Below are 25,811 nucleotides of genomic sequence, written 5' to 3' on the forward strand. Positions count from 1 at the left end.
TTACGGCAGGGGGGACCGGGTAGCAGCACACCACAGCGCATCCCACCCGAGTCCCATCCGAGGAGGAACCCGTGTCCCTGGAGGACGTGCTGCGCCCCGTCGCCGTGATCGGCGGCTCACTGGTCATCACTCTCGTACTGGTCCGGCTCGGCGACCGCGCACTGCACCGGATCGACGCCCGCCATCCGGAGACCCCGCTGTGGGAGCTGCTGCGCCGCTGCCGGATACCCCTGCAGGTGGCGCTGTGCGCGGCCCTGTTGCGCGGCTCGTACCGCGAGACCGGGATCGAGGCCGTCGAGGAGCACGCGGCGGGGACCGGCCAGGCGCTGAGCCTGGTGCTGATCGCGGCCACCGCCTGGCTCGTCGTCCGGGCCGCGGCGGCGATAGTCGAGTCGTCGTACTCGCGCTACGCGGCGGGCGCGCGGGACGCCGCGCGGGTACGGCGGGTGCGGACCCAGGTGACGCTGATCCAGCGGGTGGTGACGGCCGTGGTGATCATCGTCGCGGCCGCGTCGATGCTGCTGACGTTCCCGGAGATGCGGGCGGTCGGCACCTCGATGCTGGCATCGGCCGGGCTGCTGGGCATCGTCGCCGGGATCGCCGCGCAGTCCACCCTCGGCAACCTCTTCGCGGGGCTGCAGATCGCCTTCGGGGACATGGTGCGCATAGGGGACACGGTCGTGGTGGACGGCGAGTGGGGCACCGTCGAGGAGATCACCCTGACGTTTCTGACCGTACGGACCTGGGACGAGCGGCGGATCACCATGCCGGTGTCGTACTTCACCGGCAAGCCGTTCGAGAACTGGTCGCGCGGCGGCGCCCAGATGACCGGGACCGTCCTCTTCCACCTCGACCACAGCGCGCCGGTGGAGAAGATGCGCCAGCGGCTGCTCGAGATCCTCCAGGAGTGCCCGGACTGGGACGGCCGGTCCTGGAGCCTGGTGGTCACCGACACCACCCCGTCCACGATCGTGGCCCGGGCGCTGGTCACCGCCCGGGACGCGGACGCCATCTGGACGGTGCGCTGCGAGGTCCGCGAGAAGATCATCGAGTGGCTGCGGACCGAGCACGCCTACGCGCTGCCGCGGATCAGCACGGGGCCGGCGCCGCTGGGCCACGACGGGGAGCCGCCGCGCGGCTGAGGGCCCGGTACGGCGTCAGGGCGCACTCCGCAGGCTCCGCACGTCCAGGTGCCGCAGCACGCGGTCCACGACCTCCGGGTCGGCGCCCGGCTCGCTGCGCGCCGCCAGCACCTCGTGCCGGGCGGCCGAGAGCATCTCGCCCTGGATGCGCTGCACCTTCTTGATCCGGCTGAGGCGCTTCTCGAAGAGCTCGCGCCGCTCGTCGTCGACGATCTCCGGCGCGATGCGGGCCCCGATGTCGTACGCCCGGCGCGCCAGCTGGTCCCTGACCTCCTCGGGCACCTCCTCGACCTCCAGGATCTCCTTCAGCCGCCGCTTGGACGCCTTGATCACCCGGACCGCCAGCTCCCGCTCCAGCGCGTCGGCGGCATCGGCGGCGGCCCGCACCCGGAGTCTGCGCACCAGCCAGGGCAGTGTGAGGCCCTGGACGAGGAGGGTGGCGAGCACCACCGCGAAGGCGATGAAGAGGATCTCGTCGCGGGCCGGGAAGGGCGCGCCGTGCACGCTGTAGGGAATGGCCAGGGCCAGTGCCACCGAGGCCACCCCGCGCATCCCCGACCACCACAGGATGACCGTCTCCCGCCAGCTCATCGGGATGTCCTCGTCGTAGTCGCGGCGCCGGTGCATCCGCTTGGCCAGCCAGGCGGCGGGCAGCAGCCACAGCAGGCGGACACCGACGACCACACCGACCACGGCGGCGCCGGCCCCGAGCAGCTGGCCCCAGCGGCCGGCCGCCGCCCCGAGGATGGTGTGCAGCTCCAGGCCGATCAGCCCGAAGGCGACGCCGGTGACGAGGGTGTCGACGACCTCCCAGAAGGTGTATCCGGCGAGCCGGCCCAGCACGTCGTCGGCGTCGACCGCGTACTCGGCCAGGAAGAGCGCGCAGGTCAGCACCGCGAGCACACCGGACCCGTGCAGCTCCTCGGCCAGGAGGTAGACGATGAACGGCACCAGCAGCGTCAGCCCGATCTGCAGCGTCGGGTCCCCGAGCAGCCCCATCAGCCTGTTGGCGACCCAGCCGATCACCAGACCGACCGCGAGGGCGACGACCGCGGAGAGCACCAGGGATCCGAGCGCGTCGGGCACCGAGAAGCTGCCGCTGACCACCGCGGCGAGCGCGACGTGGTAGAGCACGATCGCGGTGACGTCGTTGAACAGCCCCTCGCCCTCCAGGATCGAGACCATCCGGCGGGGCAGTCCCAGCTTGCCGGCGACGGCGGTCGCGGCGACCGGGTCGGGCGGGGCGACCAGCGCACCGAGCACCACGGCGGCGGCCAGCGGCATACCGGGCACGACCGCCTGGGCGACCGCGGCGACCGCGGCCGCGGTGGCGAAGACCAGCAGCACGGCGAGCAGGAAGATCGGGCGCACATTGGCGGTGAACTGCCGCCAGGAGGTGCGCTGCACGGCCGCGTAGAGCAGCGGTGGCAGCACCAGCGGCAGGATGTACTCGGGCGGCACCTCGACGTTGGGCACGAACGGCAGCAGCGCCAGTACGGCCCCGGCCAGGGTCATCAGCACCGGTGACGGCAGTCCCAGCCGGTCGCCGACCGGGACCATGACCACGGCTCCGAGCAGCAGGACGGACATCAGAGCCAGCTGGTCCACGGCGAATTCGCTCCGGGATGGTCGGATTCGATCACTTTCCGACCAAGGGTGCCAGACGGCTGGTGCGCCCCCGCGTCAGCTGCTCTCGTCCCGGACGGTGTCGAGGGCGTGCTGCAGATCGTCCGGATAGGCGCTCTCGAACTCGACCCAGCTGCCGTCGGAGGGGTGCTCGAAGCCGAGCCGTACGGCGTGCAGCCACTGCCGGGAGACGCCGAGGCGCTTGGCGAGCGTGGGGTCCGCGCCGTAGGTGAGGTCGCCGACACAGGGGTGGCGGTGCGCGGCCATGTGCACCCGGATCTGGTGCGTACGGCCGGTCTCCAGCTTGACGTCCAGCAGGCTGGCCGCGCGGAACGCCTCGATGAGGTCGTAGTGCGTGACCGACGCCTTGCCGTCGGCGGTGACCGCCCACTTGTAGTCGTGCTGGGGGTGCCGGCCGATGGGGGCGTCGATGGTGCCGCTCATCGGGTCCGGGTGGCCCTGCACGAGCGTGTGGTACCGCTTGTCGGGCACGCGCTCCTTGAACTGCCGCTTCAGCGAGGTGTACGCCCGCTCGGACTTGGCCACGACCATCAGGCCGGACGTACCGACGTCGAGGCGGTGCACGATGCCCTGGCGCTCGGCGGCGCCGGAGGTGGAGATGCGGTAGCCCGCGGCGGCGAGCCCGCCGATGACCGTGGTGCCGGTCCAGCCGGGGCTCGGGTGCGCGGCCACGCCGACCGGCTTGACGATCACGACGATGTCGTCGTCGTCATGCACGATCTCCATGCCCTCGACGGGCTCGGCGACGACCTCCACGGGCGGCGCGGCCTGCGGCATCTCGACTTCCAGCCAGGCGCCGCCGCGCACCCGCTCGGACTTCATCACCTCGGACCCGTCGACCCGGACCTTTCCGGCGGCGGCAAGCTCGGCCGCCTTCGTACGGGAGAAGCCGAACATCCGGGCCAGCGCGGCGTCCACGCGCTCGCCCTCCAGGCCGTCCGGTACGGGCAGGGTGCGGATCTCGGGAATGGTGCTCACCCCACGAGTATGGCAGTTGCGCCACGGTGCCCTGCCCGGCGGCCGTACCCGAGGCCGCGGGCGGAGGGGCGACGGCCCGTCAGTCCTTGTGCACCGTGCCGTCCGGGTCGAGCCCCCGGAAGGAGAGGATCACGATCAGCACGCCGCCGCAGACGATCGCGGAGTCGGCGAGGTTGAAGACCGCGAAGTGCGCGGGGGCGATGAAGTCGACCACCGCGCCCTCGAAGATGCCCGGCGAGCGGAAGATCCGGTCGGTGAGGTTGCCGAAGGCGCCGCCGAGCAGCAGCCCGAGCGCGATGGCCCAGGGCAGGCTGTAGAGCTTGCGGGCGATCCGGGCGATCACCACGATCACGGTCGCCGCGATGATCGTGAGGAAGATCGTCAGCGCCTCGCCGATGCTGAACGCGGCACCGCGGTTGCGGATCACACTGAACTGCAGCAGCGTCCCGATGACCTGGATCGGCTCATGGTGCTCCAGCTTCGCGACGACCAGCAGCTTGCTGCCCAGGTCGAGCAGGTAGACCACGAGCGCGACCAGCAGCAGCGCGACGATCCGCCGCTTGCCGCGGCCGGTGCCCCGCTCCTCCGTCTGCTCCTGCTCCGCCGGTCCTCCCCCATCGGATTTTGTGGTGGAATCCGTCCCGGAGCCCGGCTCGGGTTCCGGGGTACCGGTGATGCGCTCCGCCTCTGCCACGTGTGAGTCCCTCAGCCCGTCGTGTCCGCGGCCAGGCCGCGCCTGGCTGAACCACGAGAGTACGGCACACACGTACGGGGGCGGGCGGAACGGGTGCCTCCCGCGACGGCCCGGCCCGGGACCGCTCCTCAGCGGCGCTCCTGCTTCTGCTTGCACGCCACGCACAGCGTCGCCCGCGGGAACGCCTGCATCCGCGCCTTGCCGATGGGGTCGCCGCAGTTCTCGCACAGCCCGTAGGTGCCGGTGTCGAGCCGGCCCAGGGCGCGCTCGGTCTGGTGGAGCATCTCGCGGGCGTTGGAGGCGAGGGCCAGCTCGTGCTCGCGGGTGATGTTCTTGGTGCCGGTGTCCGCCTCGTCGTCACCGGCGCCGTCGCCGGAGTCGCGCATCAGGCCGGCGATGGCGTCCTCGGCCGAGGTGATCTCCAGCCGGAGCCGCGCCACCTCGTCCATCAGCTCGGTCCGCGCCGCGGCGACCTCGGCGGGCGTCCAGGGATCCTCGCCGGGCCGCACGGCGAGCTCGCCCGGTGCGGCCATCCGGGCCGGGGGCACCGGTGCGTCCTGGGTATGCGCCTGGGCCGTCGCGGCCGCCGTCTTCTTCGCCACCACCGTCTTGGCTCCCGTCTTCCTCGCGGGCACCGCGGCCTTCTTGGCCGGAGCCTTCTTCGCGGTCTTCTTCGCCGTCGCCTTCTTGGCCGCGGGCCTGGCGTCCGCGGTCTTCCCGGGCGTGTTCGTCCCGGCCGCCGTCTTCGCGCCGGCGGTCCGCTTCGCTGCGGGCTTCTTCGCCGCGGCCTTCTTCGGGGCGTCGTCCGTCGGGGCAGGCCGCTTCGCGACGGCCTCGTCGGCAGGCGTCGTGCTCTTCTGCGCGGCGGTCTTTTTCGCCACCATGGCCGCGACCCCTTCACATATGTGACTTTGTTCGCGAATCGTGACGGGAACGATAAATCGCCGCACGGCATGCGGCAACGGGACGCACCGCCCGACGGGTCCGGCCACCCGGCCCGGAACCCCGGTCTGCCTCGGTTGTGCCCCGCTGCCCGCCCGGTAACCCGTCCCGGGCTCCGGCACCCGGCCGCTGGCCATTCGGGTCACGGCGGCGGCGCGGGCGTCCCCGTACGGACCCGGAACGCGTCCCCGTCCCCGGCCGCCGAAATTCGGTCGGCCGCTGTCGGCGCGGCCCCGTACACTGGGGCGAGCGACAGGCATTGATGGGACGAGTAGCGTCGTACGCAGCCGGCAGCGACCCGGGGACGGTGGAAGCCCGGGGGCGTGCACGACGTGAAGATCACCCCGGAGTCGCCGGAAGAAAGCTTTGGACAGTGGGCTCCGCCCACGGGCCTCAGGCCTCCCAGAGCGAGTAGAACCGGCAGCGCGACCCCAATGAGGGGGCGGTGCGAAAGCGCCGCCAAGGAGGGTGGTACCGCGGGAGCGCAGGCTCTCGTCCCTCCGGACGGAGAACGCAGCAGGTGTCCGCCGGAGGAAGCCCCCGATGAGTGAGCAGCCCCAGTACCGCCAGGTACCCGCCCAGGTAGACCTCCCCGCCCTTGAGCACGCCGTGCTCGAGTTCTGGCAGGAGCAGAAGGTCTTCGCCCGTACCCTCCAGCAGTCCGAGGGCCGGCCCGAGTGGGTCTTCTACGAGGGCCCCCCGACCGCCAACGGCATGCCCGGTGCCCATCACATCGAGGCGCGCGTCTTCAAGGACGTCTTCCCCCGGTTCCGCACGATGCAGGGCTACCACGTCGACCGCAAGGCCGGCTGGGACTGCCACGGCCTCCCGGTCGAGCTGGCCGTGGAGAAGGAGCTGGGCTTCAACGGCAAGAAGGACATCGAGGCGTACGGCATCGCCGAGTTCAACGCCAAGTGCCGCGAGTCGGTGACCCGCCACACCGACGCCTTCGCCGAGCTCACGACCCGTATGGGCTACTGGACCGACCTCGACGCCCCGTACCGCACGATGGACCCCGACTACATCGAGTCGGTGTGGTGGTCGCTGAAGGAGATCTTCAACAAGGGCCTGCTGGTCCAGGACCACCGCGTCGCCCCGTGGTGCCCGCGCTGCGGCACCGGCCTGTCGGACCACGAGCTGGCGCAGGGCTACGAGACCGTCGTCGACCCCTCGGTCTACGTCCGCCTCCCGCTGACGTCGGGCCCGCTGGCGGGCGAGGCCGCCCTGCTGATCTGGACGACGACCCCCTGGACCCTGGTCTCCAACACCGCCGCCGCGGCCCACCCCGACGTCACCTATGTCGTCGCCACGGACGGCAACGAGAAGCTGGTCGTCGCCGAGCCGCTGCTGGAGAAGGCCCTCGGCGAGGGCTGGGAGGCCACCGGGCAGTCCTTCACCGGCCGTGAGATGGAGCGCTGGTCCTACGAGCGCCCGTTCTCGCTGGTGGAGCTGGACGGCGCCAACTTCGTCGTCAACGCCGAGTATGTGACCACCGACGACGGTACGGGCCTGGTCCACCAGGCCCCGGCCTTCGGTGAGGACGACCTCAGGACCTGCCGGGCCTACGGCCTGCCGGTGGTCAACCCGGTCCGCCCCGACGGCACCTTCGAGGAGCAGCTCGCCCTCATCGGCGGCCAGTTCTTCAAGAAGGCCGACGAGGCCCTGGTCGCGGACCTGTCCGCCCGCGGCCTGCTGTTCAAGCACATCGCCTACGAGCACAGCTATCCGCACTGCTGGCGCTGCCACACCGCGCTGCTCTACTACGCGCAGCCGTCGTGGTACATCCGCACGACCGCGGTCAAGGACGCCCTGCTCCGCGAGAACGAGAACACCAACTGGTTCCCGGAATCGGTCAAGCACGGCCGCTTCGGCGACTGGCTCAACAACAACATCGACTGGGCCCTGTCCCGCAACCGCTACTGGGGCACCCCGCTGCCCATCTGGCGCTGCGAGGAGAACCACCTCACCTGCGTCGGCTCGCTGACCGAGCTGTCCGAGCTGACCGGCAGCGACCAGTCCGGACTGGACCCGCACCGCCCGTTCATCGACGACGTCACCTTCGCCTGCCCGACCTGCCAGGGCACCGCCACCCGCGTCCCGGAGGTCATCGACGCCTGGTACGACTCGGGCTCGATGCCGTTCGCGCAGTGGGGCTACCCGTACCGCAACAAGGAGCTGTTCGAGAAGCGCTACCCGGCGCAGTTCATCTCGGAGGCCATCGACCAGACCCGCGGCTGGTTCTACACCCTGATGGCCGTCGGCACCCTGGTCTTCGACAAGTCGTCGTACGAGAACGTCGTCTGCCTGGGCCACATCCTCGCCGAGGACGGCCGGAAGATGTCCAAGCACCTGGGCAACATCCTCCAGCCGATCCCGCTGATGGACCAGCACGGCGCCGACGCGGTCCGCTGGTTCATGGCCGCCGGCGGCTCCCCGTGGTCCGCCCGCCGGGTGGGCCACAACACCATCCAGGAAGTCGTCCGCAAGACGCTGCTGACGTACTGGAACACCGTCGCCTTCCAGGCGCTGTACGCCCGTACGTCCAACTGGGCGCCGTCCGCCGCGGACCCGGCCCCCGCCGACCGCCCGCTGCTGGACCGCTGGCTGCTCGGCGAGCTGAACTCCCTGGTCGAGCAGGTCACCGACGCCCTGGAGTCCTTCGACACCCAGCGCGCCGGCAAGCTCCTCTCCTCCTTCGTCGACGACCTGTCCAACTGGTACGTGCGCCGCTCCCGCCGCCGCTTCTGGCAGGGCGACGCGGCCGCGCTGCGCACGCTCCACGAGGTCGTCGAGACGGTCACCCGCCTGATGGCGCCGCTCACCCCGTTCATCACCGAGCGGGTCTGGCAGGACCTGGTCGTCCCGGTCACCCCGGACGCGCCCGACTCCGTCCACCTCTCCACCTGGCCGGTCGCCGACAAGTCGGCCATCGACCCGGACCTCTCCGCCCAGATGCTGCTGGTGCGCCGCCTGGTCGAACTGGGCCGCGCCACCCGCGCCGAGTCGGGCGTCAAGACCCGCCAGCCGCTGTCCCGTGCGCTGGTCGCGGCCCACGGCTTCGCGGGTCTGCCCGAGGACCTGCGGGCCCAGATCGCCGAGGAGCTGAACGTCAGCTCGCTGGCCTCGCTCTCGGAGGTCGGCGGCTCGCTCGTCGACACCACCGCCAAGGCCAACTTCCGCGCCCTGGGCAAGCGGTTCGGCAAGGGCGTCCAGGCGGTCGCCAAGGCCGTCGCCGCCGCCGACGCCGCGGCCCTCTCGCTGGCGCTGCGCGAAGGCACGGCCAGCGTCGAGGTCGACGGTGAGACCGTCTCGCTCGCCCCCGACGAGGTCATCATCACCGAGACCCCGCGCGAGGGCTGGTCGGTGGCCTCCGACGCGGGCGCCACGGTCGCCCTCGACCTGGAGATCACCCCGGAGCTGCGCCGTGCGGGCCTGGCCCGCGACGCCATCCGCCTCATCCAGGAGGCCCGCAAGAACAGCGGCCTCGATGTCGCCGACCGGATCGCGCTGCGCTGGCAGTCCACGGACGACGAGGTCCGTACGGCGCTGACCGACCACACCGGCCTGATCTCCGACGAGGTCCTCGCCACGGACTTCGCCCCAGGCGAGCCGGACGGCTCCTTCGGCCCCGCCTTCACGGACGAGGCACTGGCCCTCACGTTCCACCTCCGCAAGGTGTAACCACCACCCCGCACCGCACAAATGCCCCGGCGTTCACCACGCCGGGGCATTCTGCTTTTTCCTGCCCATTCACCGCCTTTCACGCCCCTCCTTCACTCCTCACTCCCCCTTCTTCCCCCCTTCTTCAAAGAGGGCGCGCATTCCCAAAAGCGGGCGCACTGGCAGGAAAGGGAAATGCACGCCGCAGGCACGAGGGCACAAGGGCACGAGGGCCGGTACGGCGGAACGGCCGACCATGTCCGGCGAACACGGCAGCACAAAGGGCCGGGCCCCGAGGGAAGTCCCTCGGGGCCCGGCCCTGATTGCCGACGCTACGCGCTAGGCGGGCGTCAGTTGTCGTCCTCGTCGATGAGGAAGCCCCTCATCGGCGACGGCGTCTGCTGCATCGGCGACGGGCCCTGCGGCCGCACCGGAGCCATCGGCTGGGTCATCGCCGGCGACATCTGCTGCTGGCCGCCGTAGGACGGACCACCGCTCGTCTGCCCGGCCATGGTGTGGTTGCCGCCCATCGACTGGCCGCCACCCATGGTGTGGTTGCCGCCCATGGTGCCCGCACCGGCCGACGCCATCGACGGGGACGGCGGCAGCGAGGCGGCCGCCGGCGTCCGCGGCGGAGCCAGCGAGTCGTCCGACTGGTTCTCCAGCTGACGCAGCTGGCTCTCCAGGTAGGACTTCAGGCGCGTACGGTACTCGCGCTCGAACCCGCGCAGGTCCTCGACCTTGCGCTCCAGCGTCGCGCGGGCCGACTCCAGCGAGCCCATCGCCACGCGGTGCTTCTCCTGCGCGTCCCGCTCCAGCGCATCGGCCTTGGCGCGGGCGTCCCGCTCCAGACCCTCGGCACGGCTGCGCGCCTCGCCGACGATCTTGTTGGCCTCGGAACGGGCCTCCGCGATCGCCTGGTCGGCGGTCTGCTGCGCCAGCGACAGCACCCGCGCGGCGCTGTCACCGCCGGGGCCGCCCTGCTGGCCGCCCTGCTGCAGCTGCGGTCCGCCGGGGCCGCCCATCGGGCCGCCCAGGGGGCCGCCGGGGCCCATCGGACCGGGTCCGTGCGGACCCTGCGGGCCGTGGCCACCGGGACCTGGGGGCAGCTGCGGTGCACCACCGGGCAGTTGGGGCGGGCCACCCATCCCCTGCTGCTGCGGCGGGACCGGCTGCGGACCGGATATGGCGGCGGGCACGGGAGCCCCCGGACGCTGCTGCTGCTCCTGCTGCTGGTCCGGTCCCTTGCGCAGCCCCTGCTGCTGCTGGTTCTGCGCCGCGGCGCGGGTGGCAGCGGCCAGCTTGGCGCGCAGGTCCTCGTTCTCCCGGAGCAGCCTGGTCAGTTCTGCTTCAACCTCGTCGAGGAAGGCATCGACCTCGTCCTCGTCATAGCCTTCTCGGAGGCGGACGGTCGTGAACTGCTTGTTCCGCACGTCCTCGGGGGTCAACGGCATCTCTACTTCACCTCAACGTAGTCGTCGGCAATCGGCAAGACCGTATCGTTCACACCAACAACACCGACCTCACGACGGTGATCAGGATGTAGACGATGATCATCAATACGAAGAAGGACAGGTCGAGCGCCACGCCCCCGAGACGCAGCGGCGGAATTACCCGCCGCAGAAGCTTGAGTGGCGGATCAGTGACAGTGTAGGCGGCCTCAAGAATGACCACCATCGCCTTGCCGGGTTGCCATGAACGGGCGAACTGGAACACGTAGTCCATCACCAGCCGGAAGATCAACACGATCAGGAAGCAGTACAGCGCGATATAGATCACCTGACCAGCGACACTCATCTCGCGCGTCCCTCTCCCCTTGATCTTGCCTCTGTGTCGGCCTCGCGGCCCTGGTGTGCCCGGTGTTGCGTCTCAGCTCTGGTTGAAGAACCCGCCCTCTGCGATACGGGCCTTGTCCTCCGCCGTGACATCGACGTTAGCAGGCGACAACAGGAACACCTTCTGCGTCACCCGCTCGATGCTCCCGTGAAGACCAAACACCAATCCGGCCGCAAAGTCGACAAGTCGCTTCGCATCGGTGTCATCCATCTCCGTGAGATTCATGATCACCGGAGTGCCCTCACGGAAGTGTTCCCCGATGGTACGGGCTTCGTTGTAGGTCCGGGGGTGGAGTGTGGTGATGCGGTAGGGCTCCCGCTCGGACACAACCTTGGGCATGATCACCGGTGCGTTCTTCTCCAGATTCGGACGGTCGGGTGTGATGGATGCCACGGGGGCGATTCGCGCGGGTCGTCCGCTTTCCGCGGCGAGCGGGGTAGGTTCGCGTTGCGCCGGAGGCGTCACGGCACGGACGGGTTCGTCCCGTTCCGGGCGTGTTTCGGGCTGCACTTGGTGCTGTTGCCGCCGCCCCCGATCAGGCTCCGGGTCAAGCTCGGGCTCGAACTCGTCGTCGGGGTCGAACCCCCGGCCGTCGTACCCATCGTCCTCCACGAGGCCGAGGTAGACCGCCATCTTGCGCATCGCGCCGGCCATTCTCTGCGTCCTCCGCTCTGTGGTGGATCGGCTCCGTCACCAGGGGCCTTGGATCCACGCGGGCCTCCCGCTTTCTGCGGGAATGACCATATTTTGTGCTGTGGTCCGACTTGCTTGGCGACGTTACCCGAGCCGTGGTCGGACTCCGAGTACCGCGGTACCGACGCGCACATGTGTCGCACCGGCCGCCACAGCGTCCTCGAGGTCCGCGCTCATGCCTGCTGACACCATGTTGGCAGCAGGATGGGTGGCGCGCAGGTCGGTTGAGATTTCCATGAGCCGTTCGAATGCGGCGAGTTGCCGGCCCGCGTACGGCCCGGCCAGCGGCGCGACGGTCATCACACCGTCCAGCCGCAGCCCTTGGGCCTCGGCGATCGCCTCCGCGAGCGGCGCCACCCCGTCCGGGGCCACCCCTCCGCGGGCGCCCCGCTCCCCCGACTCCGCGTCAAGTGCCACCTGGACGAGGCACCCCAGCTCACGCCCGGCGCGCACCGCTTCCTTGGAGAGCGCGGTGACAAGTCGTGCCCGGTCGACCGACTGAACAATTCCGGCATAACCGGCCACAGACCGCACCTTGTTGGTCTGCAGTTGGCCAACGAAGTGCCAAGTAAGGGGCAAATCACTGCATTCAGCGGCTTTGGGTGACGCCTCCTGGTCGCGGTTCTCCGCGACCTGACGCACCCCCAGCTCCGCGAGCAGCCGGACGTCGCTCGCGGGGTAGGTCTTGGTGACCACGATCATGGTCACCTCGTCGCGTGCCCGGCCGGCCTTGGCGCAGGCAGCGGAGATACGATTTTCCACTTGCGCCAGATTGTCGGCCAGTTGCCTTCTCCGGTCGTCCGTCACCGCTCGGCCTCCCCCGCCCCTCGGCCGGGGGTCTCCCCGAGCCACACATAGCCGGCGAGCCGTCCGGTCGTACGGTCGCGCCGATAAGAGAAGTGGTCCGCGGATTCCCGGGTGCAGATGTGGGAATCCTCACGCACCGCCACGCCCGCCGCGGCGAGTTGGGCCCGTACGCCCGCGGTGACGTCCACCGCGGGGGTGCCCCAACTGGTCGTCGCATGCGCCTCGGGCACCACCGCCGCGACATCGGAGCGCATCGCCGCCGGGACCTCGTAGCACCGGCCGCAGATCGCGGGTCCGGTGTACGCGAGGATCCGCCCCGGCTCCGCGCCCAGCTTCGCCATCGCCTCGACGACCGCCGGTACCACCCCGGCGACCAGGCCGGGCCGGCCGGCGTGCGCGGCCCCCGCGACCCCGGCGACCGGGTCGGCCAGCAGGACGGGGGTGCAGTCGGCGGTCAGAACGGCGAGCGCGAGGCCCCGGCGGGTGGTCACCACCGCGTCCACACACGGGACATCCGCGTCACGCCAGGGTCCGTCGACGACGGCGACGTCCCGGCCGTGGACCTGGTTCATCCAGACCACCGCGGCCGGGTCGAGGCCGAGTCCGCGGGCCGCGAGCGCACGGTTGGTGCGCACGGCCTGCGGGTCGTCGCCGACCGCGCCGCCCAGGTTGAGCTGCTCATACGGAGCGGCGCTCACCCCGCCCCACCTGTCGGTGAAGGCGAAGTGCGCGCCGCTCTCGTGGTGCTGTTGCCCTATCACTTCAGTGCTTCGGTCACTTCAGAAAGTCGGGAACGTCCAGTTCCTCGGCCGAGTCGGAGTACGACGGACGAGCCGGGGGAACCTGCGGGGCGCTCGCCGGGGGCGAGGGGACCTCGCCCAGCGAGGCGGACTCGGTGGACGCCGGCTCCTCGTCCCGTACGGGCACCGAGCCCAGGCCGCCGAAGGACGACGGCGTCCGCGGCTCGGGCGGGGCGGCGGCCGGACGGCTCGGAGCCGGGGCCGGCTCCTCCCGCTTCGGGGACGACAGCGCGGACTGCGCATCGCGGCGGGCCGGCGGCTGACCGCCGTCGAAGCCCGCGGCGATGACCGTCACCCGGACCTCGTCGCCGAGCGCGTCGTCGATGACCGCACCGAAAATGATGTTGGCTTCCGGGTGTGCCGCCTCGCTGACCAGCTGCGCGGCCTCGTTGATCTCGAAGAGACCGAGGTCGGAGCCGCCGGAGATGGACAGCAGCACCCCGCGGGCGCCGTCGATGGAGGCCTCCAGGAGCGGCGAGGAGATCGCCATCTCCGCGGCGGCCACCGCGCGGTCGTCGCCGCGCGCCGAGCCGATGCCCATGAGGGCCGAGCCGGCCTCCGACATCACGGACTTGACGTCCGCGAAGTCGAGGTTGATCAGGCCCGGGGTGGTGATCAGGTCGGTGATGCCCTGGACACCCGACAGCAGCACCTGGTCCGCGGACTTGAACGCGTCGAGCACGCTCACCTGGCGGTCCGAGATGGACAGGAGCCGGTCGTTGGGGATCACGATGAGGGTGTCGACCTCTTCGCGCAGCTGGGCGATGCCGTCCTCGGCCTGGTTGGCGCGACGGCGGCCCTCGAAGGTGAACGGCCGGGTGACCACACCGATCGTCAGGGCGCCCAGCGAGCGCGCGATGTTGGCGACGACGGGTGCGCCGCCGGTGCCGGTGCCACCGCCCTCACCCGCGGTCACGAAGACCATGTCGGCCCCCTTGAGGACCTCCTCGATCTCCTCGCGGTGGTCCTCGGCCGCCTTGCGCCCCACGTCGGGGTTGGCGCCGGCGCCGAGGCCGCGGGTCATTTCGCGGCCGACGTCGAGCTTGACGTCGGCGTCGCTCATCAGCAGCGCCTGCGCATCGGTATTGATCGCGATGAACTCGACGCCCTTGAGCCCGACCTCGATCATCCGGTTGATGGCGTTCACGCCACCGCCGCCGATGCCGACGACCTTGATGACTGCGAGGTAGTTCTGCGGTGCTGCCACGTCGAAGGCCTCTCGCCTCGAGTTACGTGTCGTCGCCGCACTTGCGCGTGGACGCCGACTGATGCCGATGGGACGGTTCCGTATCGCCGACCCGAACCCTAACGTTGAAGTTTAGGGTTACCTGTGCCTGTGTTCCTTGGTTCCATAGTCCCTTTGGAACGAGACACTAAGTCGACAAGGCGCGCGCGTTCAACGAACACGCCGAACCTCCCGTTTTTCTTTTCACCCTATGTGATCACCCATAGTCGTAGCCATCCAGGGTGCTGGCCTGCGGCTACGTACGTCAACTCCCCGATACCGCCGGGGCGCTGGGAACCGAGACGTCGAAGTGGCGCGCGTCACGCGCCGCTTTCAGCAGCCCGGTCAGCACCTTCGCCTTTTCGGCGCCCTGTTCGCGACTGCCCCAGGCGACCGTGCGGCCGCCGGAAAGTTCCAGGGTGATGGCGTCATACGACCGTACGCGAACCTTGTGGAGGTTTTTGCGCACGGATGGGGGCAGGTCCCGAGCGACATCGACCGCGGCGCGGCGCAACCGGTCGATCCCGAACTGACGCAGACTCGGGGAGTCGGAAACCGCCATTTCCAGAAGCGCGACGCCCTTGGGGGCGGCGGCGACGGTGGCGAACCGGACGCCCTCGGCGTCCACTTCGACATACTTTCCGCCCACCGGCATCAGCAGTTCCGGCGTTCTTTCGGTCACCTTCAGACCGATCGTGTGCGGCCAGGACCGTTCGACGTCAACCGTCTTGATGCGCGGCAGCCGCGCGCGCAGCCGGCGGGCCAGCTCGTCCGTATCCACCGAGATCATTGGTGTGTTCATCGGAGCGCCGGCCGCGGCCACGACCTCACGCGGGGTCAGGACCTCGGTGCCGGTGGCCCTGACGCGCTCCAGCCGCAGCCAGTTCGAGGCGCACAGGACCCAGACGCCGAACGCGCCGAGCAGCACCGCGAGAACCGTGATGATGATCAGACCGCGGCGGCCCGGCGCGCGAAGGGGGATGCGCACCCACCGGAATCTTCGCCCGCGCACCTCCGGGGCGGCGGGCGGGCCGGACGGTGACTTCTTCTCGCCGCGCCGGGCGGTTGTCGGTCCGGCCACGCTCCCTGCCTTCCCTCGTGCGCTACTTGCCGTGCTGCGCGATCGCCTCGTAGACCATGCCGACCAGCAGCTCGTCGGCGTCCCGGCGGCCGAACTCGGAGGCCGCGCGGGACATCTCGTACAGCCGGTGCGGATCGGCCAGAACCGGGAGCACGCTGCTCTGCACCCAGTCCGGGGTCAGCTGGGCGTCGTCGACCAGCAGCCCCCCGCCGGCGTTGACCAGCGGCTGGGCGTTGAGCCGCTGCTCGCCGTTGCCGATGGGCAGCGGGACGAAGGCGGCCGGGAGCCCGACGGCGGACAACTCGGCGACGGTCATCGCGCCCGCGCGGCAGAGCATCATGTCGGCCGCGGCGTACGCGAGATCCATCCGGTCCACGTACGGTACCGGCACATAGGGGGGCATCCCGGGCATGTTGTCCACATGCGGCAATTCGTTCTTCGGGCCGACCGCGTGCAGGACCTGGATGCCGGCGCGCTGCAGGGCCGGAACGGCGGCCTGGATGACCTCGTTCAGGCGGCGGGCGCCCTGGGATCCGCCGGACACCAGGAGCGTCGGCAGGTTGGGGTCGAGGCCGAAGGCGGCCCGCGCCTCGGGACGGACGGCGGCGCGGTCGAGGGTGGCGATGGTGCGGCGCAGCGGAATGCCGACGTAGCGGGCGCCGCGCAGCTTGCTGTCGGGGGTGCTGACGGCGACGAACTTGGCGTACCGCGAGCCGATCTTGTTGGCCAGACCGGGGCGGGCGTTGGCCTCGTGGACGATGATCGGCACCCCGAGCCGCTTGGCGGCCAGATAGCCGGGCAGCGCCACATAGCCGCCGAAGCCGACCACACAGTCCGCCTTCGTGCGCTCCAGGATCTGCTCGGCGGCCTTGATCGTGCCGCGCAGCCGCCCGGGGACGGTGATCAGCTCGGGGGTGGGCTTGCGCGGCAGCGGTACGGCCGGGATGAGACCCAGCTCATAGCCGCGCTCCGGGACGAGCCGGGTCTCCAGCCCGCGCTCCGTGCCGAGTGCCGTGATCCCCACCGTGGGGTCCTGCCTCCGCAGTGCGTCCGCGAGGGCGAGCGCGGGCTCGATGTGGCCGGCGGTCCCCCCACCGGCGAGTACGACATGCACCGAAATTCACCGCTCTCCGGACGGCCGCTTCTTGACGCGCCGTCTCATCGTCTTCCATCTCACCCCAGCCGGTCTCCTTCCGAAGACCGGCTGCCGCATGGCCAACGCCGCCCGCGCAGCGGGCTCGTCACGCGCGAAGGCGATCAGCAGCCCGATGGCGAACATCGTGGGCAGCAGGGCGGAGCCTCCGTAGGAGAACAGCGGGAGCGGGACACCGGCGATCGGCAGCAGGCCGAGCACCGCACCGATGTTGATCACGGCCTGGGCCGTGATCCAGGTGGTCACGCCTCCCGCGGCGTACCGTACGAAGGGGTCCTCCGTGCGTCCGGCCACGCGGATACCCGCATAGCCTAGAGCCGCGAAGAGGGCGAGCACCGACAGCGTCCCCGCCAGACCCAGTTCCTCCCCGGTGATGGCGAAGATGAAGTCGGTGTGCGGTTCAGGGAGTTCACCCCATTTTTCCATACTCGCACCGAGCCCGGAACCGAAGAATCCGCCGGATGCGAGGGCATAGATCCCGTGCACGGCCTGCCAGCACTGGTCACCGGGGCCCGGATCGGTCGCGCCGATGCACGCCAGCCGGGACATCCGGTTGGCGCTCGTCATGATCAGCAGGGCTCCGATCGCCGCGGCGGCGCCCAGCACCCCCACGAACAGCCGGGTCGGCGCTCCGGCCAGCCACAGCAGCCCGAAGAGGATCGCCGTGAGAATGATCGCGGTGCCCATGTCGCCGCCGAGCATGATCAGCCCGAGCAGCAGGAAGGCCACCGGGATCAGCGGCACCAGCAGATGCTTCCACTGCACCAGCAGCTTCCTGTCGTACTTGCGGGCCAGCAGATCGGCGCCCCACAGGACCAGCGCGAGCTTGCCGAACTCGCTTGGTTGCATCTGGAAAGGCCCGCCGAGGCTGATCCAGTTCTGGTTGCCGTTGACCGCGACCCCTATGTCCGGAATCTGCACCAGGCACATCAGGAACACCGAGCCGGCCAGCAGCGGGTAGGCCAGCATGCGGTGCAGCCGTGCCGGCAGCCGGGCGGCGACCAGCAGCAGCACGCCGCCGAGGACGGCCGCGAGGAGCTGTTTGCGGAAGAAGAACGTCGGGGCCAGTCCGGACTGCAGCGCCTTGATCTGGGACGCCGAGTAGACCATCACCAGACCCAGGACGGTGATCAGCAGGCTGCCGCCGAGGATGAGGTAGTACGCGGTCAGCGGGCGGTCCCAGGCCCGCTTCAGCCGGGTGGGGAGCCCGCGCGGGCCGCCCGGCGAGCGGCCGCCCCGCGGCGGGCGCACCGTAGTGGTCCGGCGGGGCGGTCGCGGCACCGCCTTCGCCGATCGGGCCGTCATCCTCGTCGCCTCCACGGGTGCGCTCGCCGCCGGTCCGGCGACAGCGGGGAGAAACGGTCTACTGGTCCCCTGCGGCCAGCTCACGGACCGCTTCGGCGAAGGCGTCGCCCCGCTTGTTGTAATTGACGAACATGTCCATCGAGGCACAGGCCGGAGCCAGCAGGACGGTGTCGCCGGGCTCGGCCAGACGGGTCGCTTCCCGGACCGCCTCGGACATCGCCCCAGTGTCGGTCCGGTCGAGGTCGACCACCGGGACATCGGGCGCGTGTCGCGCCAGGGCTTCGCGAATCAGCGCCCGATCGGCGCCGATCAGCACCGCCCCGCGCAGGCGGGCCGCGGACTTCTGCACCAGCTCGTCGAAGGTCGCACCCTTGGCGAGCCCGCCGGCGATCCACACGATGTGCTCGTACGCCGCCAACGACGCCTCGGCGGCGTGGGTGTTGGTGGCCTTGGAGTCGTCGACATAGGCGACGCCGCCGGTGTCCGCGATGTGCTGGATGCGGTGGGCGTCCGGGTGGAAGGCGCGCAGTCCGTCGCGCACCGCGGCGGGGGCCACACCGAAGGCCCTGGCCAGCGCCGCCGCCGCGAGGGCGTTGGCGATGTTGTGCGGGGCCGCGGGCTGGACGTCCGAGACCTCCGCGAGCTCCTGGGCCTGCTTGTGGCGGTTCTCGACGAAGGCGCGGTCGACGAGGATTCCCTCGACGACGCCCAGCTGGGAGGGGCCGGGGGTGCCGAGGGTGAAGCCGATCGCGCGGCAGCCCTCCTCGACGTCGGCCGCCCGGACCAGCTCCTCGGTCGCCGGATCGGCGACGTTGTAGACGCAGGCGATGGTGTTGCCCTCGTAGATGCGGCCCTTGTCGGCGGCGTAGGCCGCCATGGAGCCGTGCCAGTCCAGGTGGTCGGGGGCGAGGTTGAGGACGGCCGCGGAGTGCGCCCGTACCGAGGGAGCCCAGTGCAGCTGGTAGCTGGAGAGCTCGACGGCGAGCACGTCGTACGACGTGCCCTGCTCCCGTCCCTCGCCGAGCACCACGTCGACGAGCGGGACCCCGATGTTGCCGACGGCCGCGGTCCGCAGACCGGCCGCCTCCAGGATCGAGGCCAGCATCTGGACGGTGGTGGTCTTGCCGTTGGTGCCGGTGACCGCCAGCCAGGGCGCGGAGTCGGGACCCCGCAGCCGCCAGGCCAGCTCGACGTCGCCCCACACCTCGATGCCCGCCTCCCCGGCCGCGAGGAACAGCGGGCTGGTGGGCTTCCACCCGGGGGTGGTGACGATCAGCTCGGTGCCCTCGGGGAGGGTGTCGCCGTCGCCCAGGCGGACGGTGACCCCCAGCTCCACGAGCTCCGCCGCCTGCGCCCGCTCACGCTCGCCGTCGCTGCTGTTGACGACGGTGACGTGGGCGCCGAGGCCGGCCAGCGCGCGGGCGGCGGGCACGCCGCTCACGCCCAGGCCGGCGACGGTGATGTGCATACCGGCGAAGTCCACCGGAGGGGGCGTGGTCACTTCGCCGCCTGCCAGCCGCCGTAGAAGATGCCGAGTCCGACGATCACGCACATGCCCTGGATGATCCAGAACCGGACCACCACAAGGACTTCCGACCACCCCTTGAGTTCGAAGTGGTGCTGGAGTGGCGCCATCCTGAAGACCCGCTTGCCGGTCAGCTTGAAGGAGCCGACCTGGATGACCACGGACATGGTGATCAGGACGAAGAGTCCGCCGAGGAGGGCGAGCAGCAGCTCCGTACGGGAGCAGATCGCCAGACCGGCCAGCGCGCCGCCCAGGGCCAGCGAACCGGTGTCGCCCATGAAGATCTTGGCGGGCGAGGTGTTCCACCACAGGAAGCCGAAGCAGGCACCCATCAGCGCGGACGCGACGACCGCGAGGTCGAGTGGATCACGCACCTCGTAGCAGCCGGGCCCGGCCGTGATCTGGTTGGCGCAGGACTCCTGGTGCTGCCAGATGCCGATGAACGTGTACGCGCCGAAGACCATCACCGAGGCGCCGGTGGCCAGGCCGTCGAGGCCGTCGGTGAGGTTCACGCCGTTGGACATCGCCAGGATCATGAACAGCGCCCAGATCACGAAGATCACCGGGCCGATCTGCCAGCCGAAGTCCTGGGTGAAGGACAGCCGGTCCGAGGCCGGGGTCTGTCCGCGCAGGTCCGCGAACTGCAGCGAGAGCACCGCGAAGGCGATACCGACGATCAGCTGGCCGGCCATCTTCGCCTTGGCCCGCAGGCCCAGCGAACGCTGCTTGACGATCTTGATGTAGTCGTCGAGGAAGCCGACCAGGCCCATGCCCGCGAAGAGGAACAGCACCAGCACACCGGAGAAGGTCGGATCGCTGGAGGTGATCACCTTCGTCACGACGTAGGCGATGATCGTGGCGAGGATGAAGGAGATACCGCCCATGGTGGGCGTCCCCTTCTTGCTGCCGTGGGTACGCGGGCCGTCATCGCGGATGAACTGCCCGTACCCCTTCTTGGCCAGCAGCTTGATCAGCAGCGGAGTGCCGATCAGGGTCAGGAAGAGCCCGATCATTCCGGAGAAGAGGATCTGCTTCATCGAGTTCATCGGGACGCGGCTCCACCCTCAGCGCCCACAACGCCCTCGTCGTCCAGCAATGCTGCGGCGACCCGCTCCAGCCCCACCGACCTGGACGCCTTCACCAGCACGACGTCTCCCGGTCGCAGCTCGCTGCGCAACAGGTCGACCGCCGCCCGCGCGTCGGACACGTGCACCGACTCCTCACCCCACGAACCCTCGTTCTTGGCGCCCATGTCGAGCCAGGCCGCTTCCCTGCCGCCGACTGCCACGAGCTTGCTGACGTTGAGCCGGACGACCAGCCGCCCGACCGCGTCGTGTTCGGCGAGTGACTCCTCACCGAGCTCGGCCATCTCACCGAGCACCGCCCACGTACGACCGCCCTTCGCCTTGGCGGCTGCGCCCATCGCGACCAGCGCTCGCAGCGCCGCTCGCATGGACTCCGGGTTCGCGTTGTAGGCGTCGTTGACGACCGTCACGCCGTCCGCGCGCTCGGTGACCTCCATACGCCAGCGGGAGAGCGTGCCGGCTTCGGAGAGCGCGCTGGCGATCTCGTCTACGGGCATGCCCAACTCATGGGCGACGGCGGCCGCGGCGAGCGCGTTCGACACGTGGTGCTCACCGTACAGCCGCATGGTCACATCGCTGCACCCGGAGGGTGTGTGAAGCGTGAAGGCGGGCTGTCCGAGCTCGGTGAGCCGGACATTCTCGGCGCGTACGGCGGCGTCCTCGGCCTCGCCGAACAGGACCGTGCGGGCCTTGGTGCGCGACGCCATGGCGCGGACGTACGGATCGTCCGCGTTGAGCACCGCGATGCCCCCGTCCTCGGCCACCGGCAGCGACTCGACGAGTTCGCCCTTCGCCTCGGCGATCCGCTCACGGCCGCCGAACTCGCCGATGTGCGCGCTGCCCACGTTGAGCACCACACCGATCCTCGGCGGGGTCAGCTCGGCGAGGTAGCGGATGTGCCCGACGCCGCGGGCGCCCATCTCCAGGACGAGGTGGCGGGTGGTCTCATCGGCGCGCAGCGCGGTCAGCGGCAGCCCGATCTCGTTGTTGAGGTTGCCCTCCGGCCAGACCGTCGGGCCGTGCCGCTGCAGCAGCTGGGCGATCAGGTCCTTGGTGCTGGTCTTGCCGGCCGAGCCGGTGAGGCCCACGACGGTGGTGCCCAGCCGCTCGACGACGGCACGGGCGAGCGCGCCGAGCGCGGCGGTGACGTCGTCGACCACGATGGCGGGGAGGCCGAGGGGGCGGGCGGCCAGGACGGCCACCGCGCCCGCTTCCACGGCGACCTGCGCGAAGTCGTGGCCGTCGACGCGTTCCCCGGCGAAGGCCACGAACAGGCCGCCGGGGCGTACCGCGCGGGAGTCGGTGACGACCGGGCCGGTGACCTGGCGGCCGGGGTCCGGTATGTCGTGCGGCTGCCCGCCGACGATGCTCGCGATCTCGGCGAGCGACAGGGAGATCACAGGTCACCCCCCGTGCGGGGCAGGCGGTGACGGCGAGAGGATTGTGCGCGCATGGCGGTGTGTCATCCCTGGTGGTTCGGCTGCGGTGACTGCGGCGACTTCAGCGAGTCCTCGATGGCATCACGCAGCACCTGACGGTCGTCGAAGGGGCGGACCACTCCGGCGATGTCCTGGCCCTGCTCATGGCCCTTGCCCGCGACGATCACGGTGTCGCCGGGCTCGGCGCGGGCGACGGCGGCGGCGATGGCGGCGGACCGCTCCTCCTCGACCAGCACCGTGCCGCGCTCGTGGACCGGCACCTCGGCGGCGCCCGCGAGCATGGTGGCGAGGATCGCGAGGGGGTCCTCGCCCCGCGGGTTGTCGGAGGTCAGGATGGCCGTGTCGGCGAGGCGGGCCACCGCGGCGCCCATGGGGGCCCGCTTGTGCGGGTCGCGGTCGCCGCCGCAGCCGAGCACGGCGTGCAGCTTGCCGTCGGTGACCTTGCGCAGTGCGCGCAGGACCGATTCGACGGCGTCCGTCTTGTGCGCGTAGTCGACCACCGCCAGATACGGCTGGCCGGCGTCGATGCGCTCCAGACGGCCGGGGACGCCGGGCACCGCCGCGACACCGTCGGCCGCGGTCTGCGGGTCGATGCCGGCGACGACCAGCGAGACGATCGCGGCGAGCGCGTTGGCGACGTTGAACGGGCCGGCGATCGGGGACGCGGCCTGCAGGGTCTGCCCGTCCGGGCCGTGCACGGTGAAGGTCGAGCCGAGCGCGCCGACCTCGACGTCCGCGGCGCGCCAGTCGGCGTCCGGGTGGCCCTCGGCGGAGAAGGTGGTGACCGGGACCTCGGACTCGCCCTCGGCCAGCCGCTTGCCGTACTCGTCGTCGAGGTTCACGACCCCGGCGCGGCTGCGGGCCTTGGTGAACAGCTGGGCCTTGGCCTGGAAGTAGTCCTCCATGCCGGAGTGGAACTCCATGTGCTCCGGGCTGAGGTTGTTGAAGATCGCGACGTCGAAGACGCAGCCGTCGACCCGGCCCAGGACCAGTGCGTGGCTGGAGACCTCCATGGCCAGGGCGCGGACGCCGCGCTCCCGCATGACGGCGAACAGCGCCTGCAGGTCGGTGGCCTCGGGGGTGGTGCGCTCGGACTTGAGGCGCTCGTCGCCGATACGGGTCTCGACGGTGCCGATCAGGCCGGTCAGCCCCCCGTCGGGGCGCTTGGCGGCCGCGGCCCGCAGCCCGCCCTCGATGAGGTAGGCGGTGGTGGTCTTGCCGGAGGTGCCGGTGATGCCGATCTGGAGCAGGTCCTCGCCCGGGGCGCCGTAGATCGAGACGGCCAGGGCGCCCATCCGCGCGCGGGGGTTCTCGACGGCCAGGACCGGCAGGCCGGTCGCGGCGGCGCGCTCGGCGCCCGCCGGGTCGGTCAGGATCGCCGCGGCGCCGAGGTCGGCAGCCTGGGCGACGAAGTCGGCACCGTGCAGCCGGGCGCCGGGCAGCGCGGCGTAGACGTCGCCGGGCCGGACCGCCCGGGAGTCATGGGTGATCCCGGTGACGAGGACATCGGTGTGGCCCGCGGCGGCGGGGGCCGGGGTGCCCAGCTGCTCGGCGAGGTCCGCCAGGGGGGTGGGGCGGACCTGTTCAGGGCGCGGTGCTCCCGGGTAGGTGCCGGGGCCGCCCTTCTCGGCGTGCTGGGCTTTCGGGGACTGATCAGCGTGTGACACGGCGGTGAGCGTACCGGGCCGATCGTGCCCGGGGCGAAGTGAGGGTTGTGTGGAGGTGCGGCTTCGGGGCTCGGGGGTCCCGGCGGGGGTGATGGTCGTCACGGCGGAATTGCCTCGATTTCATTGGCCTGGCGTGAAGGTGACCGGCAGCCGCGGGGGCTTGGCACCGGTCGGCGGGACCTGGAGGGTTTTCAGCGCGAACGCCATGACCTGCTGGTAGATCGGGCCGCAGACCTGGCCGCCGAAGTAACTGCCCTTGGTGGGATTCTGCACGGCGCAGTAGACCGTGATCCGGGGCTTGTCGGCGGGCGCGAAACCGGCGAAGGAGGCGGTGTAGCCGTGGTAGCGGCCCGTTTTGGGGTCCACCCGGTTGGACGTGCCGGTCTTGCCGCCGACCCGGTAGCCGTCGATCTTCGCCTTGGCCCCGGTGCCCTCCTCGTCGTCCACCACCGACTCCAGCATGGTGGCCAGCGTGCTCGCGGTCTCCTTGCTGACCACGCGGTTCTTCGCCGGCCTGGGCGCCGGGACGTAGTGGCCGTCGGGTCCGGTGCTGCCGCGGACCAGGGTGGGGGCGATGCGTTCGCCCCCGTTGGCGATGGTGGAGTAGACGGAGGCGGCCTGTACGGCGTTGAGGGACAGCCCCTGGCCGAAGGGGATCGTGTACTGCTGCGAGGTGTTCCAGTCCTGCGGCTTGGCCAGGATGCCGGCGGTCTCCCCGGGGAAACCCAGCCCGGTCGGCCTGCCGATGCCGAACTTGCGCAGGTAGGAGTAGAGGACCCGGTTGGCCTGGGACTGGGTCCTGCCGAGCTGGCCGGTCGCGAGGATCGTGCCGATGTTGCTGGACTTGGCGAGCACGCCGTTGAGCGTCAGGTGCCAGGTCGCGTGGTCGACGTCGTCGGCGAAGAGCCGGTCGCCGCGGTGCAGCCGGTTGGGCACGGTGACCCGGGTGGACGGGGTGGCGACGCCCTCCTCCAGTACGGCCGCCATGGACATCAGCTTGCTGGTGGACCCCGGCTCGTACGCGTCGGAGAGCGCGGCGTTGCCCAGCGCCTCCGGGTCGGCCTTGGCGATGTTGTTGGGGTCGAAGCCGGGCGAATTGGCCAGCGCCAGGATCTCGCCGGTGCGGGTGTCCTGGACGACGACATAGCCGCGGTCGGCCCCGGACTTGGCGACCTGTTTGCCGATGGCCTGCTCGGCCGCCCACTGGATGTCGCGGTCCAGGGTCAGCTCGATGGCGGTGCCGGGGACGGCGGGGTGCTCCTGGGTGTCGGCGGTGGGCACCCGGCGGCCGCCGGACTGGGCGTAGACGAGCTTGCCGTCCTTGCCGGCCAGCGACTTGTCCAGACGCGCCTCCAGGCCGCCGCCGCCCTTGCCCGCGCTGTTGACGAAGCCGAGGACGCCGGAGGCGAGCTTCTTGTTCGGGTAGCGCCGCTCGCTGTGCTTGTCGGCGAAGATCCCGACCAGGACGTTGGGGCGGGGCGCGTTCTTCGGGGCGGCGGCCGCCTTGGCGTCGAGGGTGTTGCGGAGGTCCTTGATCCGCTTCCAGGTCTGCGGGGTCCGCTGCCGGGAGAGCAGGACGTAGCGGGCCTTGGGCCGGTCGAGCTTGCCGGCGAGGGTTTCCCTGTCCTCGCCGAGGATCGGGGCCAGCAGCGCGGCGGCCCGCTGCGGGGCGTCGTCGATCTTGGTCTTGTCGGGCGCCAGCAGGCTCGGGTCGGCGGTGATGTCGTACGCGTCCACGGTGGTGGCCAGGTTCACGCCGTTGCGGTCGGTGATCGCACCGCGCTCGGCGGCCAGCTTGACCGGTACATAGCGGTTCTCGTTGGCCTTGGCGGCGTACGCCCCGGCGTCCACGGCCTGCACCTGGAAGAGCCGTACGACGAAGACCAGCATGATCAGCGTCAGCCCGAGGGCGACCAGCCGCAGCCGGGGGCGCGGGCTGGCCAGGCGGAGCGCCGGCGGCCCGGAGCGGGGGGCGGGGCGGCCGGCGGCCCGGGAGGCGGCCTGCCGGGGCGCGCCGGGCCGGGACGCGGGGCGCTTGGCGGCGGCCGGCCGGCCGGGGCGGTTCCGGTCCCGTCCCGCGCGCTGGGCGGGGCGCGGTACCCGGCGGGGATCCCTGGGCTCGGTCATACCGC

20 protein-coding genes are annotated in these 25,811 nt (G+C 71.0%); 2 read left to right on the forward strand and 18 right to left on the reverse strand.

The features are described 5' to 3' along the window. The first annotated feature begins 77 nt into the window (after nucleotides 1-77). Entirely contained in the window at nucleotides 78-1,142 is a 1,065-nt protein-coding gene (locus ACWD6P_RS23645; protein WP_451446173.1) for a mechanosensitive ion channel family protein, read from the forward strand. A gap of 15 nt (nucleotides 1,143-1,157) precedes the next feature. Here ACWD6P_RS23645 and ACWD6P_RS23650 read toward each other — a convergent pair whose 3' ends face one another. The 4 genes from ACWD6P_RS23650 to ACWD6P_RS23665 all read right to left on the reverse strand — a co-directional run bounded on the left by ACWD6P_RS23650 (nucleotide 1,158) and on the right by ACWD6P_RS23665 (nucleotide 5,345). Next, nucleotides 1,158-2,750, reverse strand: a complete 1,593-nt coding sequence (locus ACWD6P_RS23650; protein ID WP_451446142.1) for a Na+/H+ antiporter — start codon at nucleotides 2,748-2,750, stop codon at nucleotides 1,158-1,160. A 75-nt stretch (nucleotides 2,751-2,825) separates the two neighbouring features. Next, complete coding sequence (locus ACWD6P_RS23655) at nucleotides 2,826-3,767, reverse strand: RluA family pseudouridine synthase (RefSeq protein ID WP_451446143.1); 942 nt, start codon at nucleotides 3,765-3,767, stop codon at nucleotides 2,826-2,828. Between the two features lie 79 nt (nucleotides 3,768-3,846). After that, nucleotides 3,847-4,461 carry a signal peptidase II gene (gene lspA, locus ACWD6P_RS23660; RefSeq protein ID WP_451446144.1) on the reverse strand — a complete coding sequence of 205 codons (615 nt, stop codon included), beginning with the start codon at nucleotides 4,459-4,461 and terminating at the stop codon, nucleotides 3,847-3,849. A gap of 128 nt (nucleotides 4,462-4,589) precedes the next feature. Continuing rightward, the gene (locus tag ACWD6P_RS23665) at nucleotides 4,590-5,345 is read right to left on the reverse strand and encodes a TraR/DksA family transcriptional regulator (RefSeq protein WP_451446145.1); all 756 of its coding nucleotides are present in this window, start codon (nucleotides 5,343-5,345) and stop codon (nucleotides 4,590-4,592) included. A gap of 601 nt (nucleotides 5,346-5,946) precedes the next feature. On the opposite strand from ACWD6P_RS23665, the gene ileS reads away from it, so the two are divergent. Beyond that, a complete protein-coding gene (ileS, locus tag ACWD6P_RS23670; protein ID WP_451446146.1) occupies nucleotides 5,947-9,084 on the forward strand; it encodes an isoleucine--tRNA ligase in 3,138 nt (1,045 codons plus the stop codon). 329 nt (nucleotides 9,085-9,413) lie between these two features. On the opposite strand, the gene ACWD6P_RS23675 is transcribed toward ileS, so the two are convergent. From ACWD6P_RS23675 to ACWD6P_RS23740, 14 genes are all read right to left on the reverse strand, one after another. Next, nucleotides 9,414-10,517, reverse strand: coding sequence for a DivIVA domain-containing protein (locus ACWD6P_RS23675; protein WP_451446147.1), 1,104 nt, complete (start codon nucleotides 10,515-10,517; stop codon nucleotides 9,414-9,416). 49 nt (nucleotides 10,518-10,566) lie between these two features. Continuing rightward, the gene (locus ACWD6P_RS23680; RefSeq protein ID WP_030415214.1) at nucleotides 10,567-10,860 is read right to left on the reverse strand and encodes a YggT family protein; all 294 of its coding nucleotides are present in this window, start codon (nucleotides 10,858-10,860) and stop codon (nucleotides 10,567-10,569) included. Nucleotides 10,861-10,932: 72 nt separating this feature from the next. Beyond that, entirely contained in the window at nucleotides 10,933-11,553 is a 621-nt protein-coding gene (locus ACWD6P_RS23685) for a cell division protein SepF (RefSeq protein WP_384440855.1), read from the reverse strand. A 123-nt stretch (nucleotides 11,554-11,676) separates the two neighbouring features. Then, a complete protein-coding gene (locus ACWD6P_RS23690) occupies nucleotides 11,677-12,399 on the reverse strand; it encodes a YggS family pyridoxal phosphate-dependent enzyme (protein WP_451446148.1) in 723 nt (240 codons plus the stop codon). Further along, nucleotides 12,396-13,160: a peptidoglycan editing factor PgeF gene (gene pgeF / locus ACWD6P_RS23695; protein WP_451446149.1), complete on the reverse strand. Its 765-nt coding sequence runs from the start codon at nucleotides 13,158-13,160 to the stop codon at nucleotides 12,396-12,398. The genes ACWD6P_RS23690 and pgeF overlap by 4 nt, the downstream gene beginning before the upstream one ends. Before the next feature lie 13 nt (nucleotides 13,161-13,173). Continuing rightward, complete coding sequence (gene ftsZ / locus ACWD6P_RS23700; RefSeq protein WP_451446150.1) at nucleotides 13,174-14,406, reverse strand: cell division protein FtsZ; 1,233 nt, start codon at nucleotides 14,404-14,406, stop codon at nucleotides 13,174-13,176. 283 nt (nucleotides 14,407-14,689) lie between these two features. Next, nucleotides 14,690-15,505 carry a cell division protein FtsQ/DivIB gene (locus tag ACWD6P_RS23705; protein WP_451446151.1) on the reverse strand — a complete coding sequence of 272 codons (816 nt, stop codon included), beginning with the start codon at nucleotides 15,503-15,505 and terminating at the stop codon, nucleotides 14,690-14,692. 22 nt (nucleotides 15,506-15,527) lie between these two features. Further along, complete coding sequence (gene murG, locus ACWD6P_RS23710; RefSeq protein ID WP_451446152.1) at nucleotides 15,528-16,619, reverse strand: undecaprenyldiphospho-muramoylpentapeptide beta-N-acetylglucosaminyltransferase; 1,092 nt, start codon at nucleotides 16,617-16,619, stop codon at nucleotides 15,528-15,530. A 6-nt stretch (nucleotides 16,620-16,625) separates the two neighbouring features. Continuing rightward, the gene (gene ftsW, locus ACWD6P_RS23715) at nucleotides 16,626-17,963 is read right to left on the reverse strand and encodes a putative lipid II flippase FtsW (RefSeq protein WP_451446153.1); all 1,338 of its coding nucleotides are present in this window, start codon (nucleotides 17,961-17,963) and stop codon (nucleotides 16,626-16,628) included. A gap of 58 nt (nucleotides 17,964-18,021) precedes the next feature. Then, nucleotides 18,022-19,431 carry a UDP-N-acetylmuramoyl-L-alanine--D-glutamate ligase gene (murD, locus tag ACWD6P_RS23720; protein WP_451446174.1) on the reverse strand — a complete coding sequence of 470 codons (1,410 nt, stop codon included), beginning with the start codon at nucleotides 19,429-19,431 and terminating at the stop codon, nucleotides 18,022-18,024. 29 nt (nucleotides 19,432-19,460) lie between these two features. Next, nucleotides 19,461-20,525: a phospho-N-acetylmuramoyl-pentapeptide-transferase gene (mraY, locus tag ACWD6P_RS23725; protein ID WP_451446175.1), complete on the reverse strand. Its 1,065-nt coding sequence runs from the start codon at nucleotides 20,523-20,525 to the stop codon at nucleotides 19,461-19,463. Between the two features lie 5 nt (nucleotides 20,526-20,530). Next, a complete protein-coding gene (locus ACWD6P_RS23730; RefSeq protein WP_451446154.1) occupies nucleotides 20,531-21,973 on the reverse strand; it encodes a UDP-N-acetylmuramoyl-tripeptide--D-alanyl-D-alanine ligase in 1,443 nt (480 codons plus the stop codon). A 62-nt stretch (nucleotides 21,974-22,035) separates the two neighbouring features. Further along, nucleotides 22,036-23,781: a UDP-N-acetylmuramoyl-L-alanyl-D-glutamate--2,6-diaminopimelate ligase gene (locus tag ACWD6P_RS23735; RefSeq protein ID WP_451446155.1), complete on the reverse strand. Its 1,746-nt coding sequence runs from the start codon at nucleotides 23,779-23,781 to the stop codon at nucleotides 22,036-22,038. A gap of 18 nt (nucleotides 23,782-23,799) precedes the next feature. Continuing rightward, nucleotides 23,800-25,806 carry a peptidoglycan D,D-transpeptidase FtsI family protein gene (locus tag ACWD6P_RS23740; RefSeq protein ID WP_451446156.1) on the reverse strand — a complete coding sequence of 669 codons (2,007 nt, stop codon included), beginning with the start codon at nucleotides 25,804-25,806 and terminating at the stop codon, nucleotides 23,800-23,802. Between the last annotated feature and the right edge of the window lie 5 nt (nucleotides 25,807-25,811).

Source organism: Streptomyces sp. NPDC002446 (genome assembly GCF_053595675.1).

What these genes read in the sequence shown, in the direction of transcription:
- ACWD6P_RS23685 (WP_384440855.1), bottom strand. Translation starts at nt 11,553, where the DNA reads ATGGCCGGCGCGATGCGCAAGATGGCGGTCTACCTCGGCCTCGTGGAG.
- mraY (WP_451446175.1), bottom strand. Translation starts at nt 20,525, where the DNA reads ATGAAGCAGATCCTCTTCTCCGGAATGATCGGGCTCTTCCTGACCCTG.
- ACWD6P_RS23680 (WP_030415214.1), bottom strand. Translation starts at nt 10,860, where the DNA reads ATGAGTGTCGCTGGTCAGGTGATCTATATCGCGCTGTACTGCTTCCTG.
- ACWD6P_RS23740 (WP_451446156.1), bottom strand. Translation starts at nt 25,806, where the DNA reads ATGACCGAGCCCAGGGATCCCCGCCGGGTACCGCGCCCCGCCCAGCGC.
- ileS (WP_451446146.1), top strand. Translation starts at nt 5,947, where the DNA reads ATGAGTGAGCAGCCCCAGTACCGCCAGGTACCCGCCCAGGTAGACCTC.
- ACWD6P_RS23665 (WP_451446145.1), bottom strand. Translation starts at nt 5,345, where the DNA reads ATGGTGGCGAAAAAGACCGCCGCGCAGAAGAGCACGACGCCTGCCGAC.
- murD (WP_451446174.1), bottom strand. Translation starts at nt 19,431, where the DNA reads ATGCACATCACCGTCGCCGGCCTGGGCGTGAGCGGCGTGCCCGCCGCC.
- ftsW (WP_451446153.1), bottom strand. Translation starts at nt 17,963, where the DNA reads ATGACGGCCCGATCGGCGAAGGCGGTGCCGCGACCGCCCCGCCGGACC.
- ACWD6P_RS23675 (WP_451446147.1), bottom strand. Translation starts at nt 10,517, where the DNA reads ATGCCGTTGACCCCCGAGGACGTGCGGAACAAGCAGTTCACGACCGTC.